Raw genomic sequence first — 13,683 nt, 5'->3', positions numbered from 1 at the left:
GCAGAGATTCTTAGTCTCTGCCTGTTCGCATTATTGGATCTTGGTCGTGAAAACCAATACAAATCGGTATATATCATAATACTTCGCTTCTATTTGCTCTACTGCTAACGAAAAGAGATCCTCTTGCATCTCTTCTAAATACTGAAATATATCCACACTAAATACTCCTCACCCTTTACGCACTCCAATGCGATGGACGGGACAATAATTTCGGTAATTTCGTATGCTTATCCCCTTTCGCCGCATTAATTTGAACTTGCGTCAGGAAAATACAATTTGTAAAGTCTGCTCCGCGAATATCTGCATCTCGTAAATCTGCTCCAATGAGATCTGCCCCTCGTAAGTCTGCTCCATTTAAGTTTGCCGCAATTAAATATGCTCCTCTTAAATTTGCTCCTTGTAAATCTTTCTTTTTCAGATTTGCTCCCATAAGGTCTGCTCCGCGGTGAATGATTCGTTTCTTACGCGCAGTATTCATTTCCTTCCATACTAATTCGCTCGTTTCTAAAAGAAGAATGTTCACCTCTGCCCTATGCATTGGAACATTTATTTTCATTAACTCATCTGGATTTAAATTCGAAAGTCGCTCTGTCTCCTCAATTGCGTTCTCCAGCTCTTTATGAATTGGCTGTGTTGCCTTTAAAAGAATCGCCTCATTCAAATACCAAAGCATTTCATGAAGTTGATGCATAACTGGAAAAGCATCGTACATTTTTCTTGCATGCTTTGCATCTTTCCGCCAATCAATCCCTTTAAACGTACCCTGAGAAATCTTCTGTCCAGCACCGAAACACTCAAATACTGTACAACCTTTATAACCTTTTCCTCTAAGATTTTTATGTATACTACATTTAAAATCTGATTGTAAGTTGGAACATGGTTTACCACCATCTTTATTCACTGCAAAATCTACCGATGCTGCGAACGGTAATGCAACGCAACATAGACCGAAGCATGTTTCGCAGTTTGCTTTTAAATGATCGTTATGATTAGTCAAAATCTATACCCCCTGTTGTCTTTTGACTATTTCATAATATTCCAACTGTAATAAATAATCAATTTTAAAATAAACCAGCATCTTTCGTTTCAATTCATAACTTTATCATTCGATTTCCTTTCAATTGAAAAGGACTATTTCTATTTAATGAATTATAATTAAATTATAAATTTTCTAACTAAAAAGGAGACTTATTATGGCACTAGAAATGAAAACAAACTGTCAAATTTGCGATCAATCGCTCGAACAAGATTCTGAAGCATACATTTGTGTATATGAATGTACATTTTGCGCACCATGTACAGAAGAAAGACATAACGTTTGTCCAAACTGCGGCGGCGAATTAGTACGTAGACCGAAAAAGAAATAATAAAAAGCAAAGCGATATCGCTTTGCTTTTGTTTAGGCATCTGAAATTATATATTTAAAAACTTCACACAAACAGGCTCTGGCACAGCAACATCAGATTGTAAAAGTGTTAACTTACCTGTAGATTCATCTCTTGAAAATAACACAAGATTATGTGACTTTTCATTTGTAGCAACAAGGAACTTTTCAGTAGGATCTAATACAAAGTCTCTTGGCCAATTTCCTTCTGTAGATGTGTGTTCAACAAATGTAAGCTGACCTGAATTTTGATCTACGCTATAAACAGCGATACTATTATGACCACGATTACCTGCATATACAAAACGGCCGTCAGAAGAAATATGAATCGCACTTCCTTGATTATTTTCATCAAATTGTTCTGGAACAGTAGAAATATACTGTAATTCTGTAAAGGATCCTTCTGCAGGATTATATGTTAACACAATAACCTCTGAACTAAGCTCCGTCATCACATACGCATACTTTCCATTCGGATGAAAAGTAATATGTCTTGGACCACTTCCTGGATTTACAGATAAACGATTCACTTCTGTTAATGTACTATCTTTTACTTCATACGTAATTATTTTATCTATCCCTAAATCAACGCCCACTACATATTTTTCATCAGGAGTGTACCCCGCGTAATGTGCATGTGGTTTTTCTTGTCTTTCTTTATTCGGACCTGAACCTTCATGCGCCATAATAGATGAAGCAGGATTTACAGTTCCATCTTCTTCATTTATTTCAAAAGACTCAATCGTTCCTTTATGGTAATTCGCTGTAACTACTGTATGATTTCCACTATCAACACTAATATGACAAGGAGAAGCACCTTCTACTACTTGTCTATTTCTCGCTTTTAGTTCTCCAGTATGACTATCAATGGAATACGCAGCTACACCGCCAGATTCGCCTTCCTTAACAACAGAATAGAGATATTCATTATTTTGGTTAATCGTTACATATGTAGGGTTATCCAGCTTAGCGGCAAGTGTTACATTACTAATTTTTTTTGCTTCTGTGTCTAAAGTAAACTTATATATTCCTTCGCTATTTTCTTTCGTGTAAGTTCCAACATATCCAATAAACTCTTTGTTATCCTTCATTTTCATAACCCTCTCTCCCTATATTTTACGTTCATCATGCTTCTTAAAATATTTTATGTTGAAAGAGTATCCAAAAAAATCGGAGTACTTCTTTATACGTTACCATATTTTCTTGGTAAATAGCTTTTAAACCCACTTTTTTTGATACGCTGCTATACTTTCATATTCTTCTTCCAATTGACGGGACAGACGAATATAGATTGGCGTTAAATCTTTATATTTTTCCACACTTTCCATGTTTGGCTCATGATGAAAATCTGCACCTACCATTTCAGAAACTACGGATAATGTATCTATTTCACCTAAACTATATAAACCGAGGATTGCAGCTCCTAAGCAAGAGCTTTCAAAACTTTCCGGAACATATACGTCTTGATGGAAGATATCCGCCATCATCTGTCTCCAAAGTTCCGACCTTGCAAAGCCGCCTGTCGCTTGAATTTTTTTCGGTTCGCCAATTAACTCTTTTAAAGCGAGAAGAACGGTATACAAGTTATAAATTACTCCTTCTAAAACAGCACGGATAAGATGTTCTTTCTTATGATGCAATCCGAGTCCAAAGAAAGATCCTCGTGCATTTGCATTCCATAAAGGAGCTCTTTCCCCTGCTAAATACGGGTGAAATAATAAACCGTCAGATCCAGGATTCACTTTTGCCGCTATTTCAGTAAGTACTTCATATGGATCTTTCCCTAAACGCTTCGCAAGTTCAATCTCTGAAGTGCCTAATTGGTCACGAGCCCATCTGAAAATCATACCGCCGTTATTTACTGGTCCACCGATTACCCAATGGTCTTCAGTTAACGCATAACAAAAAATTCTACCTTTCGGATCTGTTACAGGACGATCTGTTACAGCACGTATCGCACCGCTTGTACCAATGGTAACAGCCACAACGCCAGGATCTATTGCATTTACACCTAAATTAGATAGTACTCCATCACTCGCTCCTACTACAAAAGGCGTAGAAACAAGTACATTCATCTCTTTGGCAAGCTCTTCATCTAATCCTGTTAAACTGTGCGTTGTTGGAACAAGTTTAGAAAGCTTTTCATCTGTAATTCCCGCAACATGTAAAGCCTCTTCATCCCATTTTAAAGATTTCAAATTAAACATCCCTGTCGCTGACGCTATAGAATAATCAATTACATACTCTTTATATAACTTGTAAAAAACATATTCTTTAATAGAAATGAATTTATAACTTTTTGCGAATAACTCTGCCTTCTCATTCTGTAGCCAAACTAATTTCGAAAGCGGTGACATAGGATGAATTGGTGTGCCAGTACGAAGGTAAATTTCATGACCATTCATATCATTCTTTATTTTCTCCGCCCAGCTTGCACTTCTATTATCTGCCCAAGTAATACATCCCGTTAATGGATTCCCCTTTTCATCTACAGCAATGAGACTATGCATTGCCGAACTAAAAGAGACACAAAGAATATCACTTGGCTGTACACTACTTGATCGTATAGTTTCTTTAATCGTATTTATTACTGCACGAAAAATTTCTTCTGGGTCTTGTTCCGCTGTTTCAGGCGTAGGAGAATATAAAGGATATTCAATTCCATGACTAGCAATAACAGATCCATCAGTAGAAAATAGAACTGATTTTGTACTAGTTGTCCCAATGTCTACACCAATCATATATTTTGAGCTCACCATTTCTTCCTCCTAACAAAAAATCCCTATAGTATCCTAATAATATAAGAACCATAAAAATACATTTATTTTATCTATTCATAACGTTATGTGCTAAAGTTATCTCTCTACATTCATATAAAAATATCCTTATTTTAAACAAACATATCGAGTAGTAAAACTCCTCCAAAAGCGATAAATGAAAGTAACGTTTCTAATACTGTCCATGTTTTAAATGTTTCTTTCACTGTTAAACCTAGGTATTCTTTTACCATCCAAAAACCAGCATCGTTTACGTGTGAAAACATTAATGCTCCTGCACCTGTTGCAATAACGAGTAACTCTAAGTTCACACCTGTTGTATTTTCAACGATTGGCGAAACGATACCCGCTGCTGTTGTTAAGGCGACTGTCGCTGACCCTGTCGCAATTCGAATTAAACCAGCTACTATAAATGCTAATACAATTGGAGATAGAGCTAAATGTTCAGACATTTGAGCAATAGCATTCCCTACCCCACTATCGATAAGAATTTGCTTAAAACCCCCGCCGGCACCAATAATCGCAACAATTGAACCGATTGGTAATAAGCTATCTTCTGTTATCTTCTTAATAGCTTTTTTATCGATACCTTGACGAAATCCAAGAAAATAGAACGCCGCAAAACATGCAATCAATAGTGCAATGATAGGACTACCGATTAATGTGATAATCTTCATCAAAGTATTAGAAAGAGGCACATAAGGAGCTGCTGCAGCTAAAACCATTAACATAACAGGTAACAATATAACTAAAAATGAAACTCCTATTCCTGGTAATTTCGTTGATTTTGTATTTACACGAATCAATTCTGGCTCATTTTCAGGAATTACACGTTTGTGAATCCATTTCGCAAATATAGGACCTGCAATAATCGCTGCAAAAAATGTAATAATGAGTGAATACATTAGTACCTTCCCAAGATTCGCTTTATAAATACCAATTGCAACTATGGCCCCTGGATGCGGAGGAACAAGACCGTGCACGACAGATAGCCCAGCAATTGCTGGTAATGCTATTAATAAAATATTTTGTTTCGTTGTTTTATGAATTGAAATTACTAACGGCAGTAATATTAAAATGCCTACTTCAAAAAACACCGGGATTCCAATAATAAAACCTGCAATTAACATAGCCCATGGTAAGTTTTTTATCCCAAAGGATTTAATAAAGAACTCTGCCACTTGCATTCCAGCACCTGACTCTGCCATCATTTTCCCTAAAATTGTACCTAATACTAAAATACCTACTAAATGCCCTAGAACACTTCCCACTCCTGTTTCATAAGCACTCACTATTTTATCCATTGGCATTCCAGACATAATTGCTAAAAACAAACTTGCAACCGTTAAACTAATAAACGCATGCCATCTCCACCACGACACCCCTAAAATAACAATTACGATTGATAATAATGTAATCATTAAAAGGTACATATTCATACTCAGTTCCACCCCTTTATGTAAACCCTTTCAAAATTACTATACAATTAAGAGAACCTATATAGTTCTTTCATGAGTAAGAATTTATATATCGATATACAAATCATCTTCACAAAATAATAATTTATACAAAAAGAATCTCCCTTATCAGAGATACATGTTAACTACTCTCTCTGATAAGGGGATTTCTCTTTCATAATTATAATGTTATTTTATACATGCTTCATACGAGCATATTTTCCTTCTTCAAAAGTGAATGACACTTTCTTCTCTGCTGTTTTCACGTAGTAAGACTACAAACTCAGGATCCAGTTTAAACGATGAAGTTACTTAGGATTTGTCCTCTCATGAAAAGCAATTTTCGGAAAGCACCTTCACTTTCATGCATTATAATTTAGGAGCTTTCGCCCAATCCGCAGCAAACTTCTCAATACCTTGGTCTGTTAATGGGTGCATAGCAAGTTGTTCAATTACTTTATAAGGAATTGTTGCAATATGAGCACCTGCCATCGCTACACGAGTTACATGATCTGGATGTCTGACAGAAGCCGCAATAATTTGTGTATCTAATTGATGAACATCGAATAATTCAGCAATTTTAGCAACTAATAATACACCATCTTCAGAAATATCATCTAAGCGTCCTAAAAATGGAGAAACGTACGTTGCACCCGCTCGAGCAGCTAAAAGTGCTTGGTTCACAGTGAAAATAAGTGTAACGTTCGTTTTCACACCTTTTTCAGTAAGATAGCGACAAGCTTCTAATCCTGCTAGCGTCATTGGAAGTTTTATCGTGACGTTTTTATCGCCACCGTTAATTTTAATTAATTCTTCTGCTTGAGCAATCATTTCTTCAGCTGTAACAGCATCTGGAGTTACTTCTGCCGAAACAGACTCAACTTTAGGTACTGCCTGACAAATTTCTGCGATACGGTCTTCAAACTTAACGCCCTCTTTTGCTACTAAAGAAGGATTCGTTGTAACACCAGCTAAAACTCCAAGTTTATATGCTTTTTTTATGTCCTCAAGATTTGCAGTATCAATAAAAAATTTCATGATCAATTCCCTCCAGTTTTTAAACGTTGATGAGTTACATGTTTAATATGCTTATCCCGTAAAAGCCCGATTGGTATGGAATAAAGCCCCTATTTATTAAAGTTTCACTTTATTTCTTTTCTACTGCATGTCCGCCAAATTCATTGCGCAGAGCTGCTACAACTTTTCCTGTAAATGTATCATTGTCTAATGAGCGGTAGCGCATTAATAGAGACATTGCGATAACAGGAGTTGCTGTTTGAAGGTCTAATGCTGTTTCTACTGTCCATTTTCCTTCACCAGAAGAATGCATAACACCCTTAATTTCATCCAGTTTTGCATCTTTAGAAAATGCATTTTCTGTTAATTCCATTAACCAAGAACGAATTACTGAACCGTTGTTCCATACTCTTGATACTTTTTCATAATCGTAGTCAAATTCACTTTTCTCTAGAATCTCAAATCCTTCACCAATAGCAGCCATCATACCGTATTCAATTCCGTTATGAACCATTTTTAAGAAGTGACCACTACCAGCTTTTCCAGCATATAAGAATCCATTTTCTACAGCAGTATCGCGGAAGATAGGTTCAACGATGTCCCAAGCTTCTTGATCTCCTCCGATCATGTAACAAGCACCATTACGAGCGCCTTCCATTCCGCCAGAAGTTCCTGCATCCATAAAGTGAATGCCATCTTTCTTTAATTGCTCATATCGGCGGATAGACTCTTTATAATGTGAATTACCAGCTTCAATTAAAATATCTCCTTTTGATAAAAGTGGTGTAACCTCATCAATAACAGAATCAACAACAGCGTGTGGTACCATTACCCAAAGAATTCTTGGTGATTGTAATGACTGAACAAGTTCACTTAAACTAGATGTACCCGTTGCCCCGTACTCTTTCATTTCTTCTACTGCGCTCGTATTTAAATCAAATGCTACTACTTCATGTTTATGATCCATTAAATTTTTCCCTAAATTTAATCCCATTTTACCTAACCCAATTAATCCTACTTGCATAATATAATTCCTCCTCAAATCATCTTTTATTAAAAATCCATATCACTACAATCTGGAATACCTTTCAGCACTGAAATGTTAGTATGTACAGAAAGGTATTCACAGTCATAGCTTAAGAATTCAACACATTTTTTGTAATTTGAACAACATTTTCTGTCGTAAATCCAAATAGATTCATGACTTCAGCTCCAGTTCCTGAAGCTCCAAATGTTTCAATTGATAGTACTTTTCCTTCTTGTCCTACATAACGTTCCCAACCTAGAGATACACCCATCTCAAGAGATACTCGTTTCGTTACAGAAGACGGAAGAACGGATTCTTTATATTCGTTCGATTGGCGATCGAATAACTCCCAGCTCGGCATTGCAACGATGCGAACAGAAACTTGTTCTTCTTCTAATTTTGCTTTCGCACTAGCAGCTAAGGATACTTCAGAACCTGTCGCAATTAAAATTACATCCGGATTTTCATTTGTTTGTGTTAATACGTAAGCTCCTTTAGAGAGATTCTCTATGTTCGCTTTCGTTTCATTAAACACCGGTAAATTTTGACGGCTCAGTACTAAAACGACTGGACCATCCGTTTGCTGTAAAGCATACGCCCAAGCACTTGCTGTTTCATTTGCATCTGACGGACGGATAACTGTTAGACCAGGAATTGCTCGAAGCGCTGCCAATTGTTCAATTGGTTCATGCGTTGGACCATCTTCTCCTACAGCAATCGAATCATGTGTAAATACGTAAGTAACAGGTAAATTTTGCAGTGCAGCCAGTCGAATCGATGGACGAAGGTAATCATTAAATACAAAGAATGTACTTACGAAAGGTTTTACTCCTCCATGGAGAGCCAGTCCATTCGCTGCCGCGCCCATTGCATGTTCACGTACACCGAAGTATATATTTCGTCCAGCATACGATTCTACCGCGTACACAGCTTCACCTTTTATATCTGTCATAGTGGAATGAGAAAGATCTGCACTTCCACCGAAAATAGAAGGAATCGATTTCACATAATGATTAATAGCTTCCCCACTTGCAACACGAGTGGAAATCGTTTTTTCAATATCAAAGGATAGAATGTCTTTCGCTTCAATTAAAACATCACCTGTAATCGCTTTTTCTAATTCATCTGCTAGTGCAGGGTTCGACTCTCTGTATGAGTTGAACTGCTCATTCCAGTCATTTTCTTTTTCAATACCTTTTTGTTTCAGTTCATTAAAATGAGCTTTTACTTCTTCAGGTACAAAGAAATCTTCCTCATAATCCCAACCATACACTTGTTTTGTCGCTGTTGCCTCTTCTACGCCAAGCGGATTACCATGTGCTTTGTTCGTTCCAGCAACTTTTGGACTTCCATAACCTATAATAGTTCTAATTTCTATAAGAGTAGGTTGATCCGTATTTTCTTTCGCTGATTGAATAGCTTTTGTAATAGCATCGACATCGTTTCCATCTTCAACTCTTACATATTGCCAATGTACAGATTCTGCCCTTTTCTGAATATCTTCAGAGAAAGCAATGCCTAATTCACCATCAAGTGAAATTTCATTTGAATCATACAGTACAATTAACTTGCCAAGTTTCATATGTCCTGCCATTGACATCGCTTCATAAGCGACACCCTCCATTAAGTCACCATCTCCGACTAAAGCGTACGTATTGTGATTTATAATAGAGTGACTATCCTTATTGAACTTCGCCGCTAAATGCGCTTCTGCCATTGCCATTCCGACAGCATTGGCAATCCCTTGTCCTAACGGGCCTGTCGTCGCTTCGACTCCAGAAGTATGACCAAACTCAGGATGTCCTGGTGTTTTACTATTTAACTTTCTGAAGTTTTTCAAGTCATCAATTGAAACATCATATCCAGCTAAATGAAGCAGGCTATATAACAGACTAGATCCATGTCCCGCCGATAAAACGAAACGATCACGGTTAAACCATTCTGGGTGATTAGGATTGTAATTTAAATGATTCGCCCATAATGCATAAGCCATTGGTGCTGCTCCCATCGGAAGACCTGGATGACCTGAGTTTGCCGCATTAATAGCATCAATCGATAACGTACGAAGTGTATTCACTGCTAATTGATTTATGTTTTGTGTCATAGTAATCGTCCCCCTAAATGCTTTCATGAAAGAAAGTACTTATTTTTCCGTCTCTTGATCTAACCACCATTTAAATCCACTTTCTTGCAACAGTTCATTAGACGCTTCTGGACCATATGAACCAGACTCATATTCATGAAGCGGTAATAAGTTTTCCTCGAACGCTTCAAGAATTGGTTGTACCCATTCCCATGACAATTCAACTTCTCTCCAATGTGCAAAGAATGTAGCGTCTCCACTCACAGCATCATGAATGAGTCTCTCATACGCTTCAGGTACTCCCACATCCGCCTGGTCACAAGTAAAGTTAATACGCATCGGTTCAATTTCTCCATTTTTCAATGGATTTTTACTATTTAACTGTAATGAAACGTTCTCACCTGGGCTAATTTCAATTATTAATAAGTTAGGTTCTGCATTTGGATTATTATCTTGATATTGCTGTTTTAACGTATTTTTAAATTCGATTACAATACGAGTAGACTTTTCTTTCATTCGTTTTCCTGTTCGTATATAAAATGGAACGCCAGTCCAAAACGGATTATCGATCCACAAGCGAGCAGCAACAAATGTGTCTATGTTAGAAGAAGGATTTACTCCTGGTTCCTCTTTATATGCTACAACTTGCCCGCCTTTTATCTCTCCTGAAGCGTATTGACCGCGAACGATATGGTTTTGAACGTCTTCTTTTTTCACTTTACGAAGCGTCTCCATTACCTTTCGCTTTTCCTCTCGAATTTCACATGCATTAACCTTTTCCGGCAGATTCATAGCAGTCATCATTAATATTTGTAACATATGATTTTGAACCATATCTCGAATGGCTCCTGCCTGATCATAATATCCTGCTCTTTCTTCAACCCCAACTGTTTCACTAGCTGTGATTTGTACATTCGCTATATGTTCTTTATTCCAAATAGACTGGAGAACAGGATTTGCAAATTCTAGTGCTTCAAGATTTTGAATCATCGGTTTACCTAAATAATGATCAATACGGTATATCTCGTCTTCTTCAAACGTGCGACTAAGTTTATCATTCAGCTCACGAGCAGATGTAAGGTCGTGCCCAAACGGTTTCTCAATCATTAGGCGTTTCCAACCATCCGTTTTATCAAGTCCGCTTTCCTTAATATTTAAAGCAATTGTCTCGAAAAATTCAGGAGCAACGGAAAGATAGAACATTCTATTTCCTTTAATATGTAATTCTTCTTCCCTTTCACGAACGACTTGTAATAATCTCTCATAGTCTTCCGGCTTACTCACATCTAATGGACAATAGCGAAAATTATCTAAAAAACCTTCGAGTTCCGGAGTACCTTCTTCCCTCTGACGGGAAAACGTCTCTATTGATTCTTTTATTCTTTCTTGAAAATCTTCATGAGATACTTGACGTCTTCCAAGCCCGATAACAGATATTTGCTTTGGAAGCTTTTGATCTCTATATAAGTTATATAGTGCGGGGTAAATTTTGCGTTTCGCTAAGTCCCCTGTCGCTCCAAATAAAACAAAGGTCATTGATTCCAAGTTCAGTCCCCCTCTTGTTGTATAATCCTCGTCAATATACTAAAAATGAATTGTACAGAAGCCCCTGTTTTTATAAAAAAACAAAGAGTTATCAAATTCCAATTCTTTTTATACCTTTCGCTTTCTAATTGTCCCCAATATTAATAGTGGCAATTCAAAGCATTTCTACCACAGATTACTTATTTATCGAATTTAACAAACAAATGTATATCAAATTACTTTTAGTAATTAAATAATCTTATGTCTAGTATATTAACCATATAAATTATTATCGTCAATAAAAATGTCTTGCATTACATACTATTTATTTCGTAATGCTTTTCTAAGTGTATTCCTAATTACCATTCATTTTCAAAGATAATGATTGATATAACAAATGTCAGTTTCATCAAAATATTCAATCATTTTTCCATTAAACTCACAAGCAGACTTTACATGATAACCAAAAGGCTTCTCTATAATAAGACGGTTCAATCCTTTTGTAGCCCACAATCCACTTTCCTTAATATTTAAAGCAATGACATCAAATACTTCTACTTCTGGTATAACAGATAGGTAAAACATGCGATTTTCAGGAATGTTTAATTCTGTTTCACGCATCTTTACAAGACGTAACAAATCTTGATAGTCCTCTATATTCGCTGTATTTAATTGACAATAACGAAATGTACTAATAAATTTTTCTACTCCTGATTCGTCATCAGAAGATATTCTAGAAAATGTAGCAAGGGATTGTTCCACCTTTGTTTGAAATTCCACATCTGACATTGCCCTTCTGCCAATACCGATAATCGAAATAGATTGTGGTATATTTTGATTACTAAATAGTTTATATAAAGCAGGGTAAATTTTGCGTTTCGCTAAATCCCCTGTCGCTCCGAATAAAGTGAAACTTTAATCAGTGGAGGTTTTGTTCATCCCCACTGATTATTAGCCTTCACCAATCGGGCTTTTACGAGCAGCCCAACTCCCACCTAACTTCTTTGCTTTCGCTGAATTTTGAGGCGGGGGTCTTACTGCCCGGCAAATAGCGGGATAAACATAATGAATAAATCATGCTGCAAAAATAACATCTACCCTTTCTTCATAAAGCTTTACAATTGCTTTCGCAAGTACGTTACATTATTTCACGTACTTTCCCCTTCTCTATATAAAATTCTCACTAACAAAATTCAAAATATTATACTTATTTTTCGTACTTTGCTATGCTATAACCACAAACAGGAGGTATAAACTATGAAAGCACAAATTATCCATTCTTTTGGGGATTCATCTGTATTTCAATTAGAAGAGGTTTCAAAACCAAAACTTTTACCAGGTCATGTTCTAATCGATGTAAAAGCAACAAGTGTAAATCCAATCGATACAAAAATGCGTAGTGGTGCCGTTTCAGCCGTCGCTCCTGAGTTTCCAGCTATATTACACGGCGATGTAGCTGGTATTGTTATTGAAGTAGGAGAAGGTGTTTCGAAATTCAAATCAGGGGATAAAGTATACGGATGTGCCGGAGGTTTTAAAGAAACTGGAGGTGCACTTGCAGAATTTATGCTTGCTGATGCACGATTAATTGCTCACAAACCTAACAATTTAACAATGGAAGAAGCTGCTGCTCTACCATTAGTTGCAATTACAGCTTGGGAATCTTTATTTGATCGTGCAAATATTAAACCTGGTCAAAATGTGCTCATTCATGGAGCTACTGGTGGCGTAGGACACGTAGCCATTCAACTAGCTAAATGGGCAGGCGCTAAAGTTTTCACAACAGCTTCTCAGCAAAACAAAATGGAAATAGCCCATCGTTTAGGAGCCGATATAGCTATTAATTATAAAGAAGAATCTGTTCAAGAATATGTACAAAAACATACGAATGGAAACGGATTTGAAGTTATATTTGATACAGTAGGCGGCAAGAATCTTGATCATTCTTTTGAAGCTGCTGCGGTCAATGGAACTGTCGTAACTATTGCAGCTCGTTCAACCCATGACCTCTCTCCTTTACACGCAAAAGGACTCTCTCTGCACGTTACTTTTATGGCGTTAAAAATATTACATACAGATAAGCGTAATGATTGCGGAGAAATCTTAACGAAAATAACGCAAATTGTAGAAGAAGGAAAACTTCGTCCATTGCTAGATTCTAAATCTTTTACGTTTGATGAAGTTGCACAAGCACATGAATATTTGGAGTCAAATAAAGCAATAGGTAAAATAGTTTTGAAAAACGTTTGGTAACTTTCACTAAATAATACAAATAACAAATGTTTGTTGTTGGAAAATAACAGCGAGATCGCTTCGCCTTATCTTTTTCTTAAAAGGCGTGCCACAACCTTAAAAGCTTTCCATGCTTTACAACAAGTAAAAAAATAACAGCTAAATTTTGAGGTGGGGGTCTT

The 13,683-nt window shown here is 36.6% G+C and carries 11 protein-coding genes and 1 pseudogene; 2 read left to right on the top strand and 10 right to left on the bottom strand.

Annotation, left to right across the window (positions count from 1 at the left end):
* Window positions 1-30: 30 nt before the first annotated feature.
* Window positions 31-156 carry a hypothetical protein gene (locus DN400_RS29730; RefSeq protein WP_254905753.1) on the bottom strand — a complete coding sequence of 42 codons (126 nt, stop codon included), beginning with the start codon at window positions 154-156 and terminating at the stop codon, window positions 31-33.
* A 19-nt stretch (window positions 157-175) separates the two neighbouring features.
* Window positions 176-997: a pentapeptide repeat-containing protein gene (locus tag DN400_RS01435; RefSeq protein WP_071714593.1), complete on the bottom strand. Its 822-nt coding sequence runs from the start codon at window positions 995-997 to the stop codon at window positions 176-178.
* A 196-nt stretch (window positions 998-1,193) separates the two neighbouring features.
* Here DN400_RS01435 and DN400_RS01430 point away from each other — a divergent pair, with 196 nt between their 5' ends.
* Window positions 1,194-1,367 (top strand): DUF1272 domain-containing protein, encoded by a 174-nt coding sequence (locus DN400_RS01430; RefSeq protein ID WP_001162788.1) that lies wholly within the window; start codon window positions 1,194-1,196, stop codon window positions 1,365-1,367.
* 46 nt (window positions 1,368-1,413) lie between these two features.
* On the opposite strand, the gene DN400_RS01425 is transcribed toward DN400_RS01430, so the two are convergent.
* From DN400_RS01425 to DN400_RS01390, 8 genes and pseudogenes are all read right to left on the bottom strand, one after another.
* Window positions 1,414-2,481, bottom strand: a complete 1,068-nt coding sequence (locus DN400_RS01425; RefSeq protein ID WP_097822586.1) for a lactonase family protein — start codon at window positions 2,479-2,481, stop codon at window positions 1,414-1,416.
* Between the two features lie 120 nt (window positions 2,482-2,601).
* On the bottom strand, window positions 2,602-4,143 hold the full coding sequence (gene gntK / locus DN400_RS01420) for a gluconokinase (RefSeq protein ID WP_000254948.1): 1,542 nt from the start codon (window positions 4,141-4,143) through the stop codon (window positions 2,602-2,604).
* A 131-nt stretch (window positions 4,144-4,274) separates the two neighbouring features.
* A complete protein-coding gene (gntP, locus tag DN400_RS01415) occupies window positions 4,275-5,600 on the bottom strand; it encodes a gluconate permease GntP (RefSeq protein ID WP_001057634.1) in 1,326 nt (441 codons plus the stop codon).
* 387 nt (window positions 5,601-5,987) lie between these two features.
* On the bottom strand, window positions 5,988-6,656 hold the full coding sequence (gene fsa, locus DN400_RS01410) for a fructose-6-phosphate aldolase (protein ID WP_000667692.1): 669 nt from the start codon (window positions 6,654-6,656) through the stop codon (window positions 5,988-5,990).
* Between the two features lie 109 nt (window positions 6,657-6,765).
* The gene (gene gnd / locus DN400_RS01405; RefSeq protein ID WP_001195925.1) at window positions 6,766-7,659 is read right to left on the bottom strand and encodes a phosphogluconate dehydrogenase (NAD(+)-dependent, decarboxylating); all 894 of its coding nucleotides are present in this window, start codon (window positions 7,657-7,659) and stop codon (window positions 6,766-6,768) included.
* Between the two features lie 112 nt (window positions 7,660-7,771).
* On the bottom strand, window positions 7,772-9,766 hold the full coding sequence (gene tkt / locus DN400_RS01400) for a transketolase (protein WP_000193055.1): 1,995 nt from the start codon (window positions 9,764-9,766) through the stop codon (window positions 7,772-7,774).
* A 39-nt stretch (window positions 9,767-9,805) separates the two neighbouring features.
* A complete protein-coding gene (zwf, locus tag DN400_RS01395; RefSeq protein WP_016512522.1) occupies window positions 9,806-11,290 on the bottom strand; it encodes a glucose-6-phosphate dehydrogenase in 1,485 nt (494 codons plus the stop codon).
* A gap of 351 nt (window positions 11,291-11,641) precedes the next feature.
* Window positions 11,642-12,184: pseudogene (locus tag DN400_RS01390) on the bottom strand (glucose-6-phosphate dehydrogenase); the annotation flags it as partial.
* 342 nt (window positions 12,185-12,526) lie between these two features.
* Between DN400_RS01390 and DN400_RS01385 the strand changes: the two are divergent.
* A complete protein-coding gene (locus DN400_RS01385; RefSeq protein ID WP_000647254.1) occupies window positions 12,527-13,522 on the top strand; it encodes a zinc-dependent alcohol dehydrogenase family protein in 996 nt (331 codons plus the stop codon).
* Window positions 13,523-13,683 lie beyond the last annotated feature (161 nt).

Origin of the sequence: Bacillus sp. AR8-1 (genome assembly GCF_008042345.1) — a bacterium.
In the GTDB taxonomy this organism is placed as follows: domain Bacteria; phylum Bacillota; class Bacilli; order Bacillales; family Bacillaceae_G; genus Bacillus_A; species Bacillus_A cereus.
The sequence above is the reverse complement of the archived record's forward strand: the minus strand, read 5'-3'. Positions and strand labels throughout refer to the sequence as shown.

What these genes read in the sequence shown, in the direction of transcription:
- DN400_RS01430 (WP_001162788.1), top strand. Translation starts at nt 1,194, where the DNA reads ATGGCACTAGAAATGAAAACAAACTGTCAAATTTGCGATCAATCGCTC.
- gntP (WP_001057634.1), bottom strand. Translation starts at nt 5,600, where the DNA reads ATGAATATGTACCTTTTAATGATTACATTATTATCAATCGTAATTGTT.
- tkt (WP_000193055.1), bottom strand. Translation starts at nt 9,766, where the DNA reads ATGACACAAAACATAAATCAATTAGCAGTGAATACACTTCGTACGTTA.
- DN400_RS01425 (WP_097822586.1), bottom strand. Translation starts at nt 2,481, where the DNA reads ATGAAAATGAAGGATAACAAAGAGTTTATTGGATATGTTGGAACTTAC.
- DN400_RS01385 (WP_000647254.1), top strand. Translation starts at nt 12,527, where the DNA reads ATGAAAGCACAAATTATCCATTCTTTTGGGGATTCATCTGTATTTCAA.
- gnd (WP_001195925.1), bottom strand. Translation starts at nt 7,659, where the DNA reads ATGCAAGTAGGATTAATTGGGTTAGGTAAAATGGGATTAAATTTAGGG.
- fsa (WP_000667692.1), bottom strand. Translation starts at nt 6,656, where the DNA reads ATGAAATTTTTTATTGATACTGCAAATCTTGAGGACATAAAAAAAGCA.
- gntK (WP_000254948.1), bottom strand. Translation starts at nt 4,143, where the DNA reads ATGGTGAGCTCAAAATATATGATTGGTGTAGACATTGGGACAACTAGT.